17 protein-coding genes are annotated in these 20,044 nt (G+C 61.1%); 14 read left to right on the forward strand and 3 right to left on the reverse strand.

What is annotated here, in order from left to right; all coding sequences use genetic code 11:
* The first annotated feature begins 222 nt into the window (after positions 1 to 222).
* The 14 genes from AWT75_RS14655 to fliJ all read left to right on the forward strand — a co-directional run bounded on the left by AWT75_RS14655 (position 223) and on the right by fliJ (position 17,779).
* Positions 223 to 570, forward strand: coding sequence for a YkgJ family cysteine cluster protein (locus AWT75_RS14655; RefSeq protein ID WP_239689609.1), 348 nt, complete (start codon positions 223 to 225; stop codon positions 568 to 570).
* Positions 571 to 868: 298 nt separating this feature from the next.
* The gene (locus tag AWT75_RS14660; RefSeq protein ID WP_082696125.1) at positions 869 to 3,058 is read left to right on the forward strand and encodes a methyl-accepting chemotaxis protein; all 2,190 of its coding nucleotides are present in this window, start codon (positions 869 to 871) and stop codon (positions 3,056 to 3,058) included.
* A 175-nt stretch (positions 3,059 to 3,233) separates the two neighbouring features.
* Positions 3,234 to 7,412 carry a PAS domain S-box protein gene (locus tag AWT75_RS14665; protein ID WP_062789918.1) on the forward strand — a complete coding sequence of 1,393 codons (4,179 nt, stop codon included), beginning with the start codon at positions 3,234 to 3,236 and terminating at the stop codon, positions 7,410 to 7,412.
* 20 nt (positions 7,413 to 7,432) lie between these two features.
* On the forward strand, positions 7,433 to 8,194 hold the full coding sequence (locus AWT75_RS14670) for a substrate-binding periplasmic protein (RefSeq protein ID WP_045848360.1): 762 nt from the start codon (positions 7,433 to 7,435) through the stop codon (positions 8,192 to 8,194).
* 78 nt (positions 8,195 to 8,272) lie between these two features.
* Positions 8,273 to 9,277 (forward strand): 23S rRNA (adenine(1618)-N(6))-methyltransferase RlmF, encoded by a 1,005-nt coding sequence (gene rlmF, locus AWT75_RS14675; protein ID WP_062789921.1) that lies wholly within the window; start codon positions 8,273 to 8,275, stop codon positions 9,275 to 9,277.
* Between the two features lie 69 nt (positions 9,278 to 9,346).
* On the forward strand, positions 9,347 to 9,844 hold the full coding sequence (locus AWT75_RS14680; protein ID WP_239689610.1) for a low molecular weight protein-tyrosine-phosphatase: 498 nt from the start codon (positions 9,347 to 9,349) through the stop codon (positions 9,842 to 9,844).
* 83 nt (positions 9,845 to 9,927) lie between these two features.
* Positions 9,928 to 10,617 carry a chemotaxis protein CheB gene (locus tag AWT75_RS14685; RefSeq protein WP_045848358.1) on the forward strand — a complete coding sequence of 230 codons (690 nt, stop codon included), beginning with the start codon at positions 9,928 to 9,930 and terminating at the stop codon, positions 10,615 to 10,617.
* 16 nt (positions 10,618 to 10,633) lie between these two features.
* The gene (locus AWT75_RS14690; RefSeq protein ID WP_062789924.1) at positions 10,634 to 12,010 is read left to right on the forward strand and encodes a sigma-54-dependent transcriptional regulator; all 1,377 of its coding nucleotides are present in this window, start codon (positions 10,634 to 10,636) and stop codon (positions 12,008 to 12,010) included.
* A gap of 2 nt (positions 12,011 to 12,012) precedes the next feature.
* The gene (fliE, locus tag AWT75_RS14695; RefSeq protein WP_045848356.1) at positions 12,013 to 12,333 is read left to right on the forward strand and encodes a flagellar hook-basal body complex protein FliE; all 321 of its coding nucleotides are present in this window, start codon (positions 12,013 to 12,015) and stop codon (positions 12,331 to 12,333) included.
* A gap of 62 nt (positions 12,334 to 12,395) precedes the next feature.
* Positions 12,396 to 14,153, forward strand: coding sequence for a flagellar basal-body MS-ring/collar protein FliF (gene fliF / locus AWT75_RS14700; RefSeq protein WP_062789927.1), 1,758 nt, complete (start codon positions 12,396 to 12,398; stop codon positions 14,151 to 14,153).
* A complete protein-coding gene (gene fliG, locus AWT75_RS14705) occupies positions 14,146 to 15,144 on the forward strand; it encodes a flagellar motor switch protein FliG (RefSeq protein WP_045848354.1) in 999 nt (332 codons plus the stop codon). Before fliF ends, fliG begins: the two co-directional genes overlap by 8 nt.
* Positions 15,134 to 15,943, forward strand: a complete 810-nt coding sequence (locus AWT75_RS14710) for a FliH/SctL family protein (protein WP_239689611.1) — start codon at positions 15,134 to 15,136, stop codon at positions 15,941 to 15,943. Before fliG ends, AWT75_RS14710 begins: the two co-directional genes overlap by 11 nt.
* A complete protein-coding gene (gene fliI, locus AWT75_RS14715; protein WP_082696127.1) occupies positions 15,927 to 17,357 on the forward strand; it encodes a flagellar protein export ATPase FliI in 1,431 nt (476 codons plus the stop codon). Before AWT75_RS14710 ends, fliI begins: the two co-directional genes overlap by 17 nt.
* Positions 17,330 to 17,779, forward strand: coding sequence for a flagellar export protein FliJ (gene fliJ / locus AWT75_RS14720; RefSeq protein WP_045848351.1), 450 nt, complete (start codon positions 17,330 to 17,332; stop codon positions 17,777 to 17,779). The genes fliI and fliJ overlap by 28 nt, the downstream gene beginning before the upstream one ends.
* Positions 17,780 to 17,803: 24 nt before the next feature.
* Here the strand turns inward: fliJ and AWT75_RS23045 are convergent, their stop codons facing one another.
* The 3 genes from AWT75_RS23045 to AWT75_RS14730 are packed head-to-tail and all read right to left on the reverse strand — an operon-like array spanning position 17,804 to position 19,937.
* Entirely contained in the window at positions 17,804 to 18,247 is a 444-nt protein-coding gene (locus tag AWT75_RS23045; RefSeq protein ID WP_239689612.1) for a TOBE domain-containing protein, read from the reverse strand.
* Positions 18,220 to 18,843 (reverse strand): ABC transporter ATP-binding protein, encoded by a 624-nt coding sequence (locus AWT75_RS23050; RefSeq protein WP_239689613.1) that lies wholly within the window; start codon positions 18,841 to 18,843, stop codon positions 18,220 to 18,222. Before AWT75_RS23050 ends, AWT75_RS23045 begins: the two co-directional genes overlap by 28 nt.
* Positions 18,840 to 19,937 (reverse strand): ABC transporter permease, encoded by a 1,098-nt coding sequence (locus AWT75_RS14730; protein WP_239689615.1) that lies wholly within the window; start codon positions 19,935 to 19,937, stop codon positions 18,840 to 18,842. Before AWT75_RS14730 ends, AWT75_RS23050 begins: the two co-directional genes overlap by 4 nt.
* Positions 19,938 to 20,044: the final 107 nt, after the last annotated feature.

Consider the following 20,044-nt stretch of genomic DNA (forward strand, 5'->3'; position numbering starts at 1 on the left):
CCGACTTGATGCTATCGGCGACAGCTTGAGCATGTGCATATCAGGTGCGATGACGCCTTGCTGCGATGCAATATAGGTCAGACTTTTCCGAGTGATGACAGGCAGGTATAGTGCTGCCCGGCGGCATCCGTAGCGCCAGCATGCACGCTGGCTGTGGTGCAGTCACACAGTCATGGCCGCTACCGGCCTGCACCTGGTCCATCACTTTGTCTGACACGCTCAATGATGAACGCTCCTGCCACTGTCACATTCAATCCCTGTCTGGATTGCGGCGCCTGTTGCGCCAGTTTTCGTGTTTCCTTCTACTGGTCCGAGGCGGTCAGCCTTGGCCTGCCCGATACCGCGCTGGAGCAAGCCAGCCCCTGGCATGCCTGTTTGCGCGGCACCAATCAGCCTGCACCACGCTGTATGGCTTTGCAGGGCGAAGTAGGGCAGTCCGTGTCCTGCAGCCTGTATGCCCAGCGCCCCTCGCCATGTCACGAGGTGCAGGCGGGCGATGCCCAATGCCGCAAAGCCCGGCACAAACATGGCCTGCCGGAGCTGCCCGTTCTGGCACTCCGCCGCGGCTGAAACCGGCAGCAGGCTCCGGGATGTGGAGGGCTTCGGCCAGCCTTGCACGGTAGCCTGCTTGCTGTTGGTCTAAATCGTGATAAAGCTATGATTTAAATCCTAAGTGGCTGAATAACCGGTGTCTTTTCCAGTTTAATGCTGAATGAGTTTTGCTGCCTGTATTGTTCCGTGCACAGGGTGTGCATCGCTCAGGTCGGCTCAGCCTGATCAAATCAGCTACCGCAAAGCCTGTTTTCTTTCTATAACCCTGATATTGGGAGCGGGTAATCTTCATTCATTAATTTAAAGTTGAACAAAAATGACGAACAGAAGCCGGTCGCCGTGGAAGGTTTTCCTGTTTGCCCGCTTGTGCTATCTGCTGCTTGGTTTTGCCATTGTGCTGATTGCCAGCGAGTGGGCCATGCAGCGCTGGTCGGCCGGGCGTCTGGCTACTGCGCGCGAGCAGGTGATCCAGCAAGAAGCCATGCCGCAGCTGGAACACAAGCAAAAGCTGGTGCAGGACATGTTCAACACCATGTATGAAAACACCCGCACCATCAGCCTGATGCCCAGCGTGCGGCAAATCCGCGGGGGTAACCGGGCGGATGAAAAAGAAGATGTGGTGGCCAATCACCGCTTTACCGCCGATGCCTTCCTGACCGTGCAGCAGGTGTTCAACAATCTGGTCAGCCGTACCCGGGTGTCAGAAGTTTATGCAGTCATGGACGGGCTGGACTTCAAAAAAGGCCAGGTGCCTTTTTTCATGTTTGATACCGTGCGACTGGAGCCGGAAGGCGGGAAAAAAGACGAGGACGAGGCCAAAAGCAAGGACCCGGACGTCCCCGAGCAACTGGAAGACGAGGAATACAGCTATTTCCCCACCCAGTTGGCCGAGCTCAAGGCAGCGCATCCACGCTTTGATTTCAAGGTGCTGGATGACATCCCGGCGGTCACTTCGCCGCTGATGCGCACCTGCGACAATACCCAGTACTACTCCAAATCGCAGTGCAATGTGTACGACGCTTCCGGCTTCCTGTATTCCGTGCCGGTCTACGATATGCAGCACCAGTTCATCGGGGTGGTGTCGTCCATCGTGCGCGCCAATGTATTCGAGGCAGCGTTGCTCAACATGCCTTTCCTGGTTCTTACCCCCAAAGACAAGGAAGAAGCGGCCAAAACCGGGCTGAAAATGCCGGAGGAGGCCGGTAATTTTGCGCTGGTGAATGCCGAGCGCGGCATCCGTATTTTCGACCGCCGCAATACCGTGCTGCCCGACTTGCTCAGTGGCAAGCAACAGGCGGCTGCGCTGGGTGGTGCCTGGCTCAGCCTGCCCGTGAAAATCCATAGCGACAAGCCGTGGACGCTGTACTACTACCTGACTCCGGCACAGCTGGAACGGCAGCTGGCTCCCTTGTATGCCAGTCAGCGCAATACCATGCTGGTGGTGCGACTGGTGCTGGGCCTGCTGTTCCTGTTCGGGCTGTTCGTGGTGTACCGCCAGTATCAAACCTTCAAGCAGATTTACGACCTGCGCCGCATCGAATCCACCATGATTGCCGTGGCGGAGAACTTCGACCTCACCCGGCGGGTGGAAGGCTTGTGCAGCAAGCAGGCGGCCAGGGCAGGCGAGGCCCTCAATCGCCTGTTGCAAGCCCTGCAGGACGGCATGTTGCAAGTGGAAACCTGCCTGCAGGCCGTGGTGGAAGCCAACCGCAATATGGGCGTCACCTCACAGCATTTGAGCACGGTGGCCGAAACGGGCGAGCGGGCGTCGCAGCATATTGACCAGTCCTTGCAGCAATTGAACGGCGGCATGCTGGACATCCTGCGCAAGGTGGACAAGGCCGCCACGCTGTGTAGCGATTCGGCCGAGCGTGCACACCAGAACAAGGCCATCATTCATACCGCGCTGAATGACATCCGCTCGGTGTCTGCTGCGGTGGGACAAACCGCCAGCTGCCTGCATCAGTTGCAGGACTCCAGCGCCGCCATTACCAGGATTGTCGCCGTCATCGAATCCCTGGCCGCGCAAACCAATCTGCTGGCACTCAATGCCGCCATCGAGGCTGCGCGTGCCGGTGAAGCAGGGCGCGGTTTTGCCGTGGTGGCTGACGAAGTGCGCAAGCTGGCGGATTCCACCAGCCGTTCCACTGGCGAAATCGAGACCATCGTCAAATCCATTGGCAGTCAGGTGCAGCTTGCCGTGGCGGACATGCAGCAAGTGGAAGACAGCGTGGCCACCAGTGTGGACAACATCAACCTGGCTGGTGAGTCGGTACAAACCATCAGCCAGCAGGCGACAGAGGTGGTGCAACTGGTGGGCGGGGTCAGCCAGAACGTGGCCGAACAACAACAAAGCTGCGCCGAACTGGCGGATGATGTAAGCGGTATTGCCGGTGGTGCCTCGGAAACCCGCAGCGAGGCCGATGCCACGGCCCATGCGCTGGCCAAGCTGGATGGGCAAGTCGAACAGATACATGGCATTGTCAGCCGCTTCCGCCTGCGCTGATCATGATCAAGCCTTGTCTGGTCACGCTGCTGCCCTACTACCGATGGTGTATGGCAATGTGGTGTGACTGCATTTATGTTCGACTGCACCGGGCTGTGTATCATGCTCAGTCAACAAGGCATATCAACAAAACAGTATTTGCTGTCCTGACAGCATGAATTAGGGTCATCGCAGCATGGTTGCTCCCGCAAGAACCCGTTTCATCCGGCTGGTGGTCTGTGCCTATTGCGTGCTGGCCATGCTGTGGATATTGCTGTCCGACAGCCTGCTTTCCTTGCTGGCCGACCCTGCCACCATGCTGGAGCTCTCCACCTGGAAAGGTGCCGTCTTCGTGCTGATGACGGCAGCGCTGCTGTATTTCTCTTTGCGTGCCGTACCACCGGCCGAACACAATGCCGCTGCCGGCCTGCTAGAAAGCTGGTCGGAGCGCATGAGCAAGGAACGCATCCCTGCCTGGCTGGGCTATGTGTTTGCCATTGTTGCCGTGCTGGCGGCATTGGGCCTGCGCCAGCTGGTGCCCATCAGTATTGATCAACGTCCCTTGTTCATCATGCTGATGTTCCCGGTATTGGTGACTGCCATGTTGGGAGGCATGGGGCCGGGCTTGCTGGCTACCTTGCTGGTCATGCTGGGTACAGACCTGATGGCCACGCCACACTTCCACAGCCCGGAAAGTACGCCGGTTTATACCTTGCAATGGGGTTTTCTCGGCCTGTGCGGCATCACGGTCAGCCTGTTCAGCGGCATGCTGCGACGACTGGCACAGCGCAACGAAACCCATCGCAACCTGCTGGATGCCGTGGTCAGCGGCACTTCCGATGCTGTGTTCGTCAAGGACAGGCAGGGCCGTTACCTGCTGGTGAATGAAGCGGCTTGCCGTTTTGTCGGTCACACGGCGGCGGAAATCATCGGGCAGGATGACCGCGCCTTGTTCGATGCCGAATCGGCCGACAGCCTGATGCGCAGTGACAGCGCCATCATGCAGGCAGGCACATTGCATGCGCATGAGGAACATGTGCGGCTGCAAAGTGGTGAGGACATGGTATTCCAGGTCAGCAAAGGGCCGGTGTTCGATCTGGACGGCCAGGTGGTGGGCCTGTTCGGCATTTCGCGTGATATCTCGCGGCACAAGCAGGCCGAGCAGCGCCTGCGCGACAGCGAGGCGGAGCTGCGGGCAGCGCAGCGGCAGGCCGGTATCGGCAACTGGAGCTGGGATGTGCTGCAGGACAAGCACAGCTGGTCCAGTGAGATCTACCACATCTATGGCCGCTCGACGGACTTGCCGCCGGCGGTGTATCCGGAAGTGGCCAGCTACTTTACCCCGGAGAGCTGGGTCAGCCTGTCGGCGCTGGTGGAACAGTGCCTGCATGACGGCCATGCCTACCAGTGTGATGCCGAGGTGATTCGCCCGGATGGCGAGCACCGCTGGATCACCGCCCGCGGCGAGGCGGTGTGCGATGAAGATGGCCGCGTGGTGCGTTTGCACGGCACGGTGCAGGACATCAGTGAGCGCATGCGCCTGACCATGCAGATCCGCAGCAGCGAACGCCGCCTGCAACAAGTGGTGGAGGCCACCAGCGACGGTTTCTGGGACTGGGACCTGCGCACCGGTTATGTCTATCGTTCGGCCCGCTATTTCTCGCTCACCGGCTATGCGCCGGAAGACGATACCCATGACGTGTCTTTCTTTCGCAAGCTGTTGTTCAGCGATGACCTGGAAGTCTGGCAGCAGGCCCTCAACGCCCACCTGCGCGGCGAAACCAGCCAGATGGAGTTTGACATCCGCCTGATGACCCGTAGCGGCGAGTTGCTCTGGGTACGCGTGCGGGGCAGGGCGGTGGAGCGCAGCCCCAGCGGCGAGGTGTGGCGGCTGGTGGGCACGCTGTCCGACATTACCGAACGGCGGCGGCTGGATGAAGACCTGCATCTGGTGCTGAATGAAGCAGGCGATGCCATCTGGATTGCCGATGAAAACGGCCATTACCTGTTTGCCAATCCTTCTGCCTGCCGCATGACCGGCCACAGCCAGTCGCAGATACTGCAAATGCACATTGTCGATTTGCTGGCACCTTCCAGCCAGGCCACGCTGCCCGCACATCTGCTGGCCTTGCAGGACCAGCGCTTCATCCGCTCCGAATGGGAGCTGAACCGTGCCGATGGCGGCGTAGTGGTGACCGAGCTGACCACCGTGCGCATGCAGGATGGCCGTTACATGGCCTTTGGCCGCGACCTGACGGAAAAGAAAGCGGCCGAGCAAAGGCTGTTGTCTCGCGAGCAGCAACTGGCGCGGGTGATTGAAGGCTCCGACCAGGGCTATTGGGACTGGAACGTGCAAACCGACGATTTCCAGGTCAGCCACCGCTGGAAAGCCATGCTGGGCTACACGGCAGACAGCGGCCCGGTCAGCCGGCAGCAGTGGTTGTCCCACATCCACCCGGAGGATTTGCCGCAGGTGGAAAGCAGCATGCAGCGCCATCTGGATGGTCTCAGCCCGACATATGAAATGGAAATGCGCTGCCACAGCCTGAGCGGTGGCTGGCGCTGGGTGCTGTCACGCGGCCGGGTGGTGGAGCGCGATGCCGAAGGCCGGCCATTGATGATGTCCGGCACCCATACCGACATCACCGAACACAAGATTCATGCCCAGGCGCAAAAAGAAGCCGCCGTGGTGTTCGACAGCAGCTACGAAGGCATCATGGTGGTGTCGCCGGCAGGGCGCATCACCAAGGTCAATTCCGCCTTTACCCGCATCACCGGGTATGCCGAACACGAAGCCATCGGCAGCTCACCCGCGCTGCTGTCATCCGGTCAGCACGGACCGGCCTTTTATCAGGACATGTGGGCCATGGTGCGCCAGCATGATTTCTGGCGCGGCGAAATATGGAACCGGCGCAAGAATGGCGAACTGTATGCCGAGTTGCTGTCCATTTCGGTGGTGCGTGATCAGGCCGGCCAGATCCAGCACTATATCGGCATTTTTTCCGACATCACCCAGCTCAAGGCGCATGAGGCCGAACTGGATCGCATTGCCAACTTCGACCCGCTCACCGGCGTGCCCAACCGCCGGCTACTGTCAGACCGCATGGAGCAGGCACTCACCCGCAGCCGTCGCACCGGACAGTGCTGTGCGGTGTGTTTTCTCGATCTGGACGGCTTCAAGACCGTCAACGACCTGCATGGCCACGAAGCGGGCGACCAACTGCTGATTGCCGTGACCGAGCGGCTCAAGTCGGTGCTGCGTGCTGGCGATACCCTGGCCCGGCTGGGTGGCGACGAGTTTGTACTCTTGCTCTGTGACCTGACCGACAACGAGGAATGCATGCCCATTCTGGATCGCATTCTGGCAGCAGTGGCAGAGGACGTAGCGCTGGCCAGCGCCATCATCCGCACCAGTGCCAGCGTGGGTGTCACCCTGTTTCCGCAGGACGATGCCGATGCCGACACCCTGTTGCGACATGCCGATCAGGCCATGTATCAGGCCAAGGAAGCAGGCAAGAACCGCTACCAGCTGTTCGACCCGGAAGGCGACCGCAAGGCACAGCTGCATCGCCGCATGCTGGAGGCCTTGGGGCAGGCTTTGCAGCAACGGCAATTCCTGCTTTACTACCAGCCGAAGGTGGATCTGCAAGACGGTCGGCTGATCGGTCTGGAGGCACTCATCCGCTGGCAGCATCCGGAGCGGGGCCTGCTGGCCCCGGCAGACTTCCTGCCGGTGTTGCAGGGCAGTGCGCTGGAAATCACCTTTGGCCGCTGGGTGCTGGAGCAGGGCGCGGCCCAGGCTGCCAGCTGGCAGCAGCAGGGCATGCCACTGGCGGTCAGCCTGAATGTCAGCGCCAACTATCTGCTGCACCCGGATTTCTGCCCGGACTTGCAGCAGGTATTGCGCAGCCATCCGGCGCTGGATCCGTCCTTGCTGGAACTGGAGGTGCTGGAGTCAGCTGCGCTGGATGACATGGACCAGGCATTGTGGGTCATGCAGCAATGCCGCACTCTGGGTGTGCATTTTGCACTGGACGATTTTGGCACCGGCTATTCCTCGCTGACCTATCTGCGCAAGCTGCCGCTGGATACCCTGAAAATCGACCAGAGCTTTGTCATGGGTATGCTGGATGATGCCGACGACCTGGGCATCGTGGCCGGGGTGATTCAACTGGCTGCCGTGTTCAAGCGCCAGGTGATAGCCGAAGGCGTGGAAACCATGGCGCATGGCATGGCCCTGCGCAAATTGGGCTGCAGCCTGGTGCAGGGTTATGGCATTGCGCGGCCGATGCCGGCACAAGCACTGCCGGACTGGATGCGGCAGTGGCAGCAGCAGGCGGCCTGGCAGCACATGGATCAGGGTCCGGCTATCTGAAGCATTGAGCAAGGGCAAGAATGATAACAAGACGAAATGCCGTGTTTGGCTTGTGTACATTGTTGTGCAGCGTGTTGCCGCAAGGCGTGAGCGCGGGGAGCGGTCGCGCCGTGGTGTTGCAGATCGGCTTTGGCAGCAACAAGCCTCCCTATGTGTTCGAGGCCGAGCGGCGCGGACTGGAGTTTGACATCGTGGTGGCCGCAGCACGCCGGGCTGGTATGGAAGTACAGCCTTTCTTTGCCCCGATGGAGCGCTTGCAAGGCATGTTGCAGCAAGGGCGTCTGGACGGTATTGCCACCACCAATCCCTACAGCAGGCTCAAGGCTTATTTCTCCCAGCCCTATATGGAATACCACAATGTGGCGGTCGCGCTGGCGCAGCGCAAACTGGTGCTGAACGATATTGCCGACCTGTCACGCTACTCCGTCAGCTCATTCCAGCGCTCCCGCCAGTTGCTGGGGCCGCAATTTGAAGCCATGGCCAATGGCAACCCGCGTTATCGCGAAGAGGGTGACCAGCAAATCCGCAACCTGCTGCTGTACGCTGGCCGGGTGGATGTCATTGTCGGCGATTGGCGCATCATCCAGTATTTCCACCGCCAGTTACTGCCGGAACAGTCAGCCAGACAAGCCTTGACCGTCTATCCGCTGTTTCCGGCCACACCTTACCAGATGGCCTTCCGTTATAAATGGCAGCGTGACAATTTCGACCGGGGCCTGGAAATGCTGCGCAAGTCTGGCGCATACCGCGAGATCGAAGCGCGTTACGACCATGTGCCATAGCGACTGCGCCGGACAGCCGCCCGGAATGCTGGCACAATGCCGCCTTTTCGCCGATCTCCCCGTCGTCAAGGAAGCCGCATGACCGCCAAGCCGCCTGCCCGGCACAAACCCGCCCCTGCCGGGCTGCATCCGCGTAATCGCCATCAGGGACAGTATGATTTTGCGGCGCTGATTGCGGCCTGCCCGGCGCTCAAACCACATGTCAAGGCCAATCCGTACGGCCTGCCCAGCATTGATTTTGCCAACCCGCAGGCGGTGAAGCTGCTCAACCGGGCCTTGCTGGCCCAGCAGTATGGCGTGCAGCAGTGGGATATTCCGTCAGGCTATCTGTGCCCACCCATTCCGGGGCGTGCCGATTACATTCATGCCCTGGCCGACCTGTTGGCCGGGCCGGGTGGTACGGTGCCACGTGGCAGCCAGATCCGCCTGCTGGATATCGGCACCGGTGCCAACCTGGTCTATCCCTTGCTCGCCCATGCCGAATACGGCTGGGATTGCGTGGGTAGCGATATCGACCTCCCGGCGCTGGACAATGCCCAGGCCATCTTAGAGGCCAATCCGTCCTTTGCCGCCCATATTGCCTTGCGCCACCAGACGCGGGACGACGCCATGTTCAGCGGCATCTGGCAAAAGGGCGAGCGCTTTGACCTCACCCTGTGCAACCCGCCGTTTCATGCCAGCCGTGCTGCCGCCGCAGCAGGCAGCGAGCGCAAATGGCGCAACCTGGGCAAGGACAAGCAACTGGCCAGTGCGCGTGCACCAGCGCTGAATTTTGGCGGGCGTGACCGTGAGCTGTGCTATCCGGGCGGTGAAGTTGCTTTTGTCAGCAGGATGATTGAGGACAGCCGCCGTTTTGCCCGTCAATGCCTGTGGTTTACCAGCCTGGTTTCCAGTGCCGACAGCCTGCCCGCCTTGCAAGCCGCCTTGCGTCATGCCGGAGTGAAACAAAGCCAGCTTGTTGCCATGGCGCAAGGACAAAAGCGCAGCCGTGTGCTGGTATGGAGCTTTCTGGATCAGGCCGCCCGGCAAGCCTGGGTCACCGGACGCAGTCAGCAAGACAGCCGGGATGCCAGCGCCTGCTGATTGGTTTATGTTGAAACAACAGCGCCTTCCGCTTTTGTGGTGGAGGCCGACAAGCAAGAACGGGAAGTCATGGACAAGCCATACGCGATTCTGATGGTCTGCATGGGCAATATCTGCCGTTCACCTACGGCGGAAGGCGTGTTGCGTGCCAGATTGCAGCAAGCCGGACTGGCCGAGCGGGTGCTGGTGGATTCCGCCGGTACGCATGCCTATCACGTGGGCGAAGCGCCCGATCCGCGCAGCTGTCAGGCCGCCCGTCGGCGCGGTTACGACCTGAGCAGCCAGCGCGCCCGGCAGGTCACCGTAGCCGACTTCAGCCGCTATGACCTGATTCTGGCCGCCGACCGCCAGAACATGAGCGCACTGCGCGCCATCTGCCCGGCCACGGCAGAGGCGAAACTGGATTACATCCTGGCCCCGCTGGGCGGGAAATCCGCACAGGAAGTGCCCGATCCCTACTATGGTGGAGAGCAGGGCTTTGACCGGGTGCTGGACCTGATCGAAGCCGCCAGCGATGGCTGGATACGCCAGTTGCAACAGGACGGAATCCTTCCGCCCGCCAGGTGATTGTATTGGCATAATGCCGGGCTGGGCTTAAGCTAGGCTCCCACAGCAAGGCCGATACGGCTGGAATCATTGCAAGGAAATAAATGGGACAGTTTTCTCGGGAACCAATCGCACCAATGGAAGTGGTGCCCAGTCACAGCGCGGACGTCATTCTGCCGCGTCAACCGGGGCGAACCCCGCTGGCGCGCCAGACCGTCATCGTGGTGGGCTCCTCCACCGGGGGCACCGAAGCATTGCGCGTCCTGCTCACGGCCCTGCCGGCCAACATGCCGCCCATTCTCGTCACCCAGCACATGCCGGAGCTGTTCACCAAGTCCTTTGCCGCACGGCTGGACTCGTTGTGCCAGCTGCATGTGAAAGAAGCCGAAGATGGCGAGCGGCTGCAGGCCGGCACGGTATACATTGCCCCCGGCCACTCCCACCTGCTGGTCAAGTCTGCTCCCACCATCGGCTACTCCACCTCGCTGCATCACGGGCCGCCGGTCAACCGGCACCGTCCCTCTGTCGATGTGCTGTTCCGTTCGGCGGCCAATCTGGTGGGCAAGAACTGTATCGGCGTCATCCTCACCGGCATGGGGCGGGATGGCGCGCAAGGCATGCTGGAACTCAAGGAGGCCGGGGCCTACAACATTGCCCAGGACGAAGCCAGCTGCGTGGTGTTCGGCATGCCCAAGGAAGCCATCGCCCTGAAAGGCCAGCACGAAATCCAGCCCCTGACATCGATTGCCAGCCGCCTGGTGGCGCTGGTGGCCCAACGTCAGCCAACTGCATAAGCACATACAAGCAAACATGATGAAGTTGCCCATTCTCGTTGTCGAAGACGACGCCGATCTGCGTGAAGCGATTGTCGATACCCTCAGCCTGGCCGGTTATCCCACGCTGGAAGCCGGTGATGGCAGCGCTGCCTTGCAGCAACTGAAAAAAGCACCGGTCGGCCTGATCATTTCCGATGCGCAGATGGCGCCAATGGACGGCTACACGCTGTTTGAAGAAGTAAAAATCCGTTATCCCGGCGTGCCCTTCATCCTGATGACTGCCTACGGCATCATCGAACGCGCCATTGCCTTGTTGCGTGCCGGCGCCACCCACTATCTGCTCAAGCCATTCGAGCCGGCCAGCCTGATTGCCGAAGTGGAAAAGCACATCCTCAAACTGCCGGAGGGCGAGCGCGACGAAGCTGTGGCCGAATCGCCGCAAATGCGCCAGCTGCTGGCACTGGCCAGCCGTGTGGCCGGCAGCGATGCCAGCGTGATGATCACCGGCCCCAGCGGCGCGGGCAAGGAAGTGCTTGCGCGTTATATTCACCGGCATTCCAGGCGCCACGATGGCCCCTTCGTGGCGGTGAACTGTGCCGCCATTCCGGACAATTTGCTGGAATCCACGCTGTTCGGCCACGAAAAAGGCGCATTTACCGGCGCGGCACAAGCCTTGCCGGGCAAGTTCGAACAGGCGCAGGGCGGTACCATCCTGCTGGATGAAGTCACCGAAATGCCCTTGTCGCTGCAAGCCAAACTGTTGCGGGTGCTGCAGGAGCGCGAAGTGGAGCGGGTGGGCAGCACCCGTACCATCAAGCTGGACATCCGCGTGCTGGCTACTTCCAACCGTGATGTTGCCGGTGAGGTGGAGGCCGGTCGTTTCCGCGAAGACCTGTATTTCCGGCTGAATGTTTTCCCGCTGCGCATTCCGGCGCTCGCCGAGCGGCGTGAGGACATCTTGCCGCTGGCACGGCTTGTGCTTAACAAATACGCTGAAGCGGCCGGACGTTCCGGATTAAGCCTCTCCGAAGAGGCGGAACGTCAATTGACGGCCTATAGTTGGGAAGGTAACATCCGCGAATTGGAAAATGTCATGCAGCGGGCGGTGATTCTTGCCGCCGGGCCGGCAATTATTGCCGCCGACCTGTTGCTGGATGATGTTTCCGGTTCGACACCGCTTACCCGGACAGAAACCACAGTCCAGCCTATCGTGACGGCAGAGTCCGACATGAAAACGCTGGAAAAACGTCATATTCTGGATACACTGGCAGCAGTGGGAGGCATCAAGAAGCTCGCTGCTGAAAAACTGGGCATCAGTGAACGCACCTTGCGCTACAAATTGCAGCGCTACCGCGAAGAAGATGGCCAGGATGAGGATCCGGATGACCTGGACGTACGCAGTACGGAGTAGCCATGTCGATCAATAATGTAGACCAGATGTTGAGCGAACTGCGGGCCGCATCGGCCCTGGCCGGTGGCAAGCCGGCCGCGCAGACGCAGGAAACGTCGCAAGTTGACTTTGCCGATGTTCTCAAATCCACCATTGAGCAGGTGAATTCTGCTCAGCAAACTTCGCAGGAAATGCAGAAGCAGTTCGAGTTGGGAGATGAGGGGGTTAACCTGCAGGACGTGATGGTCTCCTTGCAGAAAGCCAGCCTGTCGTTCCAGACCATGGTCCAGGCGCGCAACAAGCTGGTGTCCGCCTATCAGGAAATCATGAATACCCAGGTATAGCCTGGCCGTCACCCCATGCTGTGGTTGCCGGCAGTGGCTGTGCCTGAAACTAAAACCACTGTATGGCTGATCTGGCAGAACAAAACCCGACTCCTGTTTGGCGAACCCGGCTCAATGAAGCAACCGACCGCTTCAAGTCGCTTCCCAACAATAAAAAGATCCTCTTCCTGGTGGCCCTGGCCGCCATTTTCTCTGTCATTGTCGGTGCAGTTGTCCTGAACCGGCAGCCCAGCTATAAAATCCTGTTTTCCAATATTGCCGACCGCGACGGCGGTCAGGTCACGGCTGCCCTGCAGCAAATGAACATTCCTTATCAGCTGGGCGATGGCGGGACCGTATCCGTACCGGCTGACAAGGTATATGACGCCCGTTTGCGTCTGGCTGCCCAGGGCCTGCCCAAGGCTGGGGGCGTCGGCTTCGAACTGATGGACAACCAGAAGTTCGGCATCAGCCAGTTTGCCGAACAAGTCAATTACCAGCGCGCCATTGAGGGCGAGCTGGCCCGCACCATCGAGGCCATCGGTTCGGTGGAATCGGCCCGCATCCACATTGCCATTCCCAAGCAAAGCGTATTTGTGCGCGACCAGCAACAGCCAACCGCCTCGGTGATGCTGAACCTGTTCCGCGGCCGCACGCTGGATCAGGGCCAGGTGGCCGGCATCGTGCATCTGGTGTCCAGTGCCGTGCCCAATCTGCCGGTGAAGAATGTCACGGTGGTGGATCAGGACGGCAACATGCTGTCCAAGCTGTCCGACAAGGATACGGCCGGCATGGACCAGACCCAGCTTGGCTATGTGCGCCAGGTGGAGGATGGCTACGTCAAGCGTATCGAAAGCATTCTGGAACCCATATTCGGCCAGGGAAACATTCATGCCCAGGTAACGGCCAATGTGGATTTCTCCGAAGTGGAGCAGACTTCGGAGAGCTATCGTCCCAACTCGTCACCCAATCCGTCCGCCACCCGCAGCCAGCAAATCGTGGAGCGGCTGGGTAGTGGCGCTGCCAATGCCGGTGGTGTCCCCGGAGCCCTGTCCAATCAGCCTCCATCTGGTGCTTCCGCTCCGATTACCTTGCCGCCGGGTGCTGCGCCGGGTACGGCCACCTTGTCCGGTCAGGCCATGGGCCAGTCCGGTGCGCTGGAGCGCGACATCACCACCAATTACGAGGTGGACAAGACCATTCAGCACACCAAGATGCCGCAAGGCGTGGTGAAGCGTCTGTCTGCCGCCGTGGTGGTGAACTACCGCAAGATGCCGGACAAGAACGGCGAGATGAAACCGACGCCGCTGACCGCCCAGGAAATCCAGCAGATCAACAATCTGGTCAAGGAAACCATGGGCTACAACAGTCAGCGTGGTGACACGCTGAACGTGGTGAATGCCGCCTTTGCCGATGCGGCGGTGCCGGTGACCATGCAGGAGAAGGTGACCGACTACCTCACCAACAATGCCTCCAGCCTGATCAAGTACGCCTTGCTTACCATTGCCGTGCTGTATTTGCTGTTTGGTGTGGTGCGGCCTATCGTCAAGGACCTGGTCAAGCCACAGGATGCCGTCAAGAAAGGCCCGGATGGCAAGCCGCTGGCAGATGCCGGTGGTCGCTTGCTGGCCGTTGCCGGTGACGATGAGGGTGGTGCCGAGGGTGCGGCTGCCGGCGGCAAGGGTGCCGTGGCCACCAACCCGGATGGCACGCCGGAAAATCCGAAGGATGCCCAGATGCGTCAGTACAACCAGAATCTGGAAGCCGCGCGTGAGCTGGTGAAATCTGACCCGCGCATGGCAGCCCAGATCATCAAGGAATGGATAAGCTCCGATGAGTGATAACGGTGTGCACCGCAGTGCGGTTCTGCTGTTCAGCCTGGGGCAGGCCGAAGCGGTTGAAGTGTTCAAGTATCTGGGCCCCAAGGAAGTGCAGAAGATTTCGCTGGCCATGGCGGCCATCAATAATCTGAGCTACGACCAGATCGATGACATTGTCGGCAAGTTCCGCGAAGAGTGTGCGGCGCGCGCCAGCATCGGCGCGTCGGACGAATACCTGCGCAATGTGCTGATCGAAGCGCTGGGCCCGGACAAGGCGGCCAACCTGCTGGACAAGATCATGCAGGGCAACGATCACAGCGGTATCGAAAGCCTGAAGTGGATGGACCCGTCCTCGGCGGCCGATCTGATCCGCCACGAGCACCCGCAGATCATTGCCACCATCCTGGTGCATCTGGAGCCGGACCTGTCCAGCTCCATCCTGTCCTTCTTCCCGGAGCGGCTGCGCAACGAGGTACTGATCCGTACCGCCACGCTGGAAGGCGTGCAGCCGCAGGCGCTGCGCGAACTGAACGACGTGCTGACCCAGCTGTTGTCCGGCTCGGACCGCATCAAGAAGAGCGCCTCCGGCGGCATCAGCCTCACGGCGGAAATCCTCAACTTCATGGGTTCCAATGTGGAAGGTTCGGCGCTCAACTACATCCGCGAGTACGACCCGGAACTGGCGCAACGCATCCAGGACAAGATGTTCGTGTTCGAGAACATTCTCGACATCGACGACCGCTCCATCCAGACCATCCTGCGCGAAGTGCAGTCCGATTCGCTGGTGGTGGCGCTCAAGGGCACCAGTGCCGAACTCAAGGACAAGATCTTCCGCAATATGTCGCAGCGTGCGGCCGAAATGCTGCGTGACGATCTGGAATCCAAGGGACCGGTCAAATTGTCCGAGGTGGAAGCCGAACAGAAGGAAATCCTCAAGGTTGTCCGCAAGCTGGCCGACGATGGTCAGATCGTGCTAGGCAGCAAGGGTGGTGACGAAGGCCTTGTCGAATAATCCCATCATTCCGGGTGAGCAACTGCAAGGCTGGCAAAGCTGGACGCCAACCGAGCTGACCCAGGGCGACGACGGTTTCAGCCCGACCCAGCTGGCCGGGCTGGAAGCCTTGCGCCGCCATCTGGAGCAGGCACCCACGGTAGCCGATGCCCAGCGGGCAGAAGGGGAGGAGGAGCCATCTTCCCCGGGCGAAAATGCCCCCGAAGCCGAAGAGCCGGCTGCTTCCGGCTATCCCACGGCCTCCGAGCTGGAAGCCATTCACCAGGAAGCGTGGCAGACCGGTTACGACGAAGGGGCGCAAGCGGGCCATGCAGAAGGTTTGTCCATGGGCTTGCAGCAGGGGCATGATCAGGCTGCGGCGCAATTTGCCCAGCTGTGGACGCCGATGCAGGATCTGGCTGCCAGTTTTGCCCGTGAAATCAACCGGGTGGAAGAGGAGCTGTCCGGCACCTTGCTGTCACTGGCCATGCAGCTGGCCGAGCGCCTTGCCGGTGAGCATCTGGCACAAAGTGATACTGCGATCATCGCCCAGCTGCGTCAGGTACTGGGCGAGCTGCCTGCCACCATGAGCCAGGCCCGGCTGCGGGTGAACCCGGCCGACCTGGAAGCCGTGCGGCAGTTCCTGCAACAGGAAACCCCGGAAACCCAGTGGCAGTGGATTGAAGACCCGCATATCCAGCGCGGCGGCTGCATCATCGATACCGCGGCCTTGCAGCTGGACCTGCGTCTGGCTTCGCGTCTGGCTGCACTGCGCAGCGCCATGGGTCTGGATGCCGAACACAATGACTACCCTGATTGACCGCCAGCGTTCCTTTCTGAATGACTGCATGCAGGCTGCACAAGAAGCGCCGCTATGGCAGCCGTGCGGGCGTTTGCTGCGCGTCACCGGCATGGTGATGGAAGCCACCGGCATCAAGCTGCCGGTTGGTAGCGCCTGTCAGGTTGAACTGGCGGACAACCATGTGGTGGAAGCCGAAGTAGTGGGTTTTTCCGGTGACCGGGTATTCCTGATGCCGCTGGCCAATGTGCACGGTTTGCTGCCCGGTACGCCGGTGCGGCCGATGACGCCGTGTCATCCGCCCAGCTACGGGCAAAGAGTGGTTTCCGCCCGGGTCAACGGCCCGGCCGGTCGTCAGGTGCCGGTCGGTGAAAGCCTGCTGGGCCGCATTCTCGATTCACTGGGCCGTCCGCTGGATGGCAAGGGCCCCATTCATCCAGAAGCCTATTTCCCGCTGCACAGCCAGCCAATGAACCCGCTGGACCGCTCGCCGGTAAAGCAGGTGCTGGATGTGGGCGTGCGTGCCATCAACGGCCTCTTGACGGTAGGGCGCGGCCAGCGTCTCGGCCTGTTTGCCGGGTCCGGTGTCGGCAAGTCGGTACTGCTGGGCATGATGGCCCGCTTCACCCGCGCCGATGTGGTGGTGGTGGGGCTGATTGGCGAGCGGGGTCGCGAGGTCAAGGACTTCATCGAGAACATTCTGGGCGAGGAGGGCATCGCCCGCGCCGTGGTGGTGGCAGCTCCTGCCGACATGCCGCCGCTGATGCGCCTGCACGGCGCAGCTTATGCCACGGCCTTGGCCGAGTATTTCCGCGCCCAGGGCAAGGACGTGCTGTTGCTGATGGATTCGGTCACCCGTTACGCCATGGCGCAGCGTGAAATCGCGCTGGCCATTGGTGAGCCGCCGGTAACCAAGGGTTATCCGCCCTCGGTGTTTGCCCGTCTGCCACAGTTGATTGAACGGGCCGGTAATGCGGCAAATGGCGGCGGTTCGATTACCGGCTTTTATACCGTGCTGTCCGAAGGCGATGACCAGCAAGACCCGATTGCCGACTCGGCACGGGCCATTCTGGATGGTCACTTCGTGCTGTCGCGCGAGCTGGCCGAAGCAGGGCACTACCCAGCCATCGACATCGAACAGTCCATCAGCCGGGTGATGGTGGATGTGGTGCCGCCCAAGCAGATGGATCAGGCACGCTACTTCAAACAGCTGTACTCACGCTACCAGCGCAATCGCGACCTGATCAGCGTGGGGGCTTATGTGCCGGGCTCTGATCCGGTACTGGACGAGGCCATGCGTCGCCAGTTGCAGATGACCAGCTTCCTCACCCAGCCCATGCATGAATCCCAGGACTACACCACCAGCAGTTGCAACTGGAAAGCGTGCTGGCGTAAGGCGCTTAGGCCATGGCACAGAGCAAATACACCTTCCTGATCAAGCTGGCCGAGGACAAACAGGCTGCGGCAGCCGAGCGCATGCGTCAGGCGCAGGCCAAGGTGCTGGACGCGATGAACCGGCAGGAACAGCTGGAAAATTTCCGCAATGAATACCGCGAGCGGCTGACCACCGGTGGCATGAAGGGCATGAGCATTGCCCAGTGGCAGGACTTTCAGAAATTCCTGGGCCGGCTGGACGAAGCCGTGCGCATCCAGCAGGGCGATACCGAATTCGCCAAGCAGCGCTTCATCATGGAGCGACAGGCCTGGCGCAACGAGCACAAAAAGCTCAAGGCCTACGAAAAACTGCTGGAACGGGAACTGGAGCGCGAGCAGCTGGTACAGGCCCGCCGCGAACAAAAAACGACGGATGAATTTGCCACCCGTCGTTTCTGGGACCAGACCCACGGCGACGATTGAGTCGCACCTTCAGGGTCTTTGCACTCAGGCTGGCAGCAAATGTGCCCGGCCCTGCACGGCAATCCCCACCATGCTGCCCGGAGAGGGCAGATTCCAGCTGCTGGTGCGCAATTGCAGCACGGTATTGTCGTGCGGCAATTGCAGGTCGATCAGGCTGTCATGGCCACCGAAATCACACTCCAGCACGCGTGCCTGTGCCTGGGATTGCTGACTGCCCGCCAGCTGCAGTTCCAGCTGTTCCGGCCGCAGCATGATGCGCCCCTGGCCGCTGAACTGGCTGTCATTTACTGCAATCGCGCCCAGTCCACACTCGGCCTTGCCCTGGTGAATCTGCGCCGGCAAAATGACCGCCTCGCCCAGAAACAGCGCCGTCGCTTCATCGGCAGGCTGGCTGTACAGCTGTTGCGGGCTGCCGGACTGAATCAGCCTTCCCTGACGCATTACCGCCAGCTGGTCGGCAAAGGACAAGGCCTCGGCCTGATCGTGGGTGACCAGAATGGCGTGATGCCGGCATCACCCAGCAGTTGTGCCACCATCTTGCGCATGGCGGCGCGCAATCCGGTGTCCAGCGCCGAGAACGGTTCGTCCAGCAGCATCAGCCGTGGTTGCTGGGCCAGTGCCCGCGCCAGCGCAATACGCTGCTGCTGGCCACCGGATAGCTGATGCGGCCAGCGTTGCAGCATGGCCTGGTCCAGCGCCACCATGTCCAGCAGCTCGGCAATGCGCCGATTGCGTGCTTCGCCTTTGAGTGTCAGGCCGAAACCGATATTGTCTGCCACCGTCAGGTGGGGAAACAGCGCGCCATCCTGGGCCACATAACCGATGCCGCGCAAATGGGCGGGCAGGGCCCGGCCATCGGCTGCCAGTGTTTGCCCGTCCAGGGTGATGCTGCCCTGGTCCGGGTGTTCGAAACCGGCAAGCATGCGCAGCAAGGTGGTCTTGCCCGAGCCGGACGGGCCGACAATGGCGACGCGACTGGCTGCCGTGCAGCTCAGGGATACATCCTGTACCGCCTGGGTGGCGCCGTAGTGTTTGCTCAGGTGTTGCAGGTGCAGGGAAGTCATCGTCCGGCACTCCGTTTGGAATGGTCATGCAAAAGCCAGGTGAGTGGCAGCGATAGCAGCACCATCAGCAAGGCATAAGGTGCAGCCATGATGTAGTCGATTTCACTGGTCATCGCCCAGAAACCCGTGGCCAGCGTACGCGTGCCATTGGGTGCCAGCAGCAAGGTGGCAGTCAGCTCGTTGCTGATGGCGAGGAACACCATGGCAAGGCCTGCCGCCGCACCCGGCGCAGCCAGACGCAAGGTGACCCGGCGCAAGGCCTGCCCCGGTGTGCTGCCCAGACTGCCCGCTGCCTGTTCCAGCTCGGCCGGTGCCTGGGCAATGCCGGCCCGCAGGCTGACCAGCGCGCGGGGCAGAAACATCAGCAGATAAGCCAGCAGGATGGTGAAGATGGTCTGGTAGAGCGGCCGGGCGTAATGGATGGTGATGGTGACCAGAGCCAGCGCGGTGACGATGCCGGGCAGGGCGCTGGTGATGTAGTTGCAGCCCTCCTGCAGCCTTTGCAAGCGACTGACAGCACGCACCGACAACCAGGCCAGCGGCACGGCGGCCACCACGGTCAGTACGGCACCAAGCGCACCCAGCAGCACCGTCTCTTGCAGTGCAGGCCACAGGCTGTCGTTTTGCCAGGCTTCAATGCCACCTTTCCATAGCCAGTGACCCAGTGTGATCAGCGGCACCCCCAGGCTCAGTGCGGCGGATAGCAGGCACAGCAGCAAGGCCGGCAGTGTCCATGCACCCAGACGAACCGGGGCGATCTGTCGCGCCGAGCCCGAACCCAGCCGGGCGTAGCGTGCATTGCCGCGTGTCCCCGCCTCCAGCCACAGCAAGCCCAGACAGCACAGAGCCAGTACACCGGCCAGCATATTGGCTGCCGGGCCGTTAAAGCTGGACTGGAACTGATCGAAGATGGCGGTGGTGAAGGTGTCAAAGCGCAACATGGCGTACAGGCCGTATTCGGCCAGCAGGTGCAGGCTGATCAGCAGGCCGCCGCCCCAGATGGCCAGCTTGAGTTGCGGCAGGGTGACGCGCCGGAACACCGCCAGCGGAGTCAGGCCAAGCGAGGCTGCGCTGTCTTCCAGTGCCGGGTCCATGCGGCGCAAGGCTGATCAGCAGGCCGCCGCCCCAGATGGCCAGCTTGAGTTGCGGCAGGGTGACGCGCCGGAACACCGCCAGCGGAGTCAGGCCAAGCGAGGCTGCG

The organism is Aquitalea pelogenes (genome assembly GCF_001515305.1).
Taxonomy (GTDB): domain Bacteria; phylum Pseudomonadota; class Gammaproteobacteria; order Burkholderiales; family Chromobacteriaceae; genus Aquitalea; species Aquitalea pelogenes.

Coding starts and splice junctions, on each gene's coding strand:
- fliI (WP_082696127.1), top strand. CDS start 15,927: ATGACTACCCTGATTGACCGCCAGCGTTCCTTTCTGAATGACTGCATG.
- AWT75_RS14670 (WP_045848360.1), top strand. CDS start 7,433: ATGATAACAAGACGAAATGCCGTGTTTGGCTTGTGTACATTGTTGTGC.
- AWT75_RS14685 (WP_045848358.1), top strand. CDS start 9,928: ATGGGACAGTTTTCTCGGGAACCAATCGCACCAATGGAAGTGGTGCCC.
- AWT75_RS23050 (WP_239689613.1), bottom strand. CDS start 18,843: ATGACTTCCCTGCACCTGCAACACCTGAGCAAACACTACGGCGCCACC.
- AWT75_RS14690 (WP_062789924.1), top strand. CDS start 10,634: ATGATGAAGTTGCCCATTCTCGTTGTCGAAGACGACGCCGATCTGCGT.
- AWT75_RS14730 (WP_239689615.1), bottom strand. CDS start 19,937: ATGGACCCGGCACTGGAAGACAGCGCAGCCTCGCTTGGCCTGACTCCG.
- fliF (WP_062789927.1), top strand. CDS start 12,396: ATGGCTGATCTGGCAGAACAAAACCCGACTCCTGTTTGGCGAACCCGG.
- fliJ (WP_045848351.1), top strand. CDS start 17,330: ATGGCACAGAGCAAATACACCTTCCTGATCAAGCTGGCCGAGGACAAA.
- rlmF (WP_062789921.1), top strand. CDS start 8,273: ATGACCGCCAAGCCGCCTGCCCGGCACAAACCCGCCCCTGCCGGGCTG.
- AWT75_RS14665 (WP_062789918.1), top strand. CDS start 3,234: ATGGTTGCTCCCGCAAGAACCCGTTTCATCCGGCTGGTGGTCTGTGCC.
- AWT75_RS14655 (WP_239689609.1), top strand. CDS start 223: ATGATGAACGCTCCTGCCACTGTCACATTCAATCCCTGTCTGGATTGC.
- fliE (WP_045848356.1), top strand. CDS start 12,013: ATGTCGATCAATAATGTAGACCAGATGTTGAGCGAACTGCGGGCCGCA.
- fliG (WP_045848354.1), top strand. CDS start 14,146: ATGAGTGATAACGGTGTGCACCGCAGTGCGGTTCTGCTGTTCAGCCTG.
- AWT75_RS14660 (WP_082696125.1), top strand. CDS start 869: ATGACGAACAGAAGCCGGTCGCCGTGGAAGGTTTTCCTGTTTGCCCGC.
- AWT75_RS14680 (WP_239689610.1), top strand. CDS start 9,347: ATGGACAAGCCATACGCGATTCTGATGGTCTGCATGGGCAATATCTGC.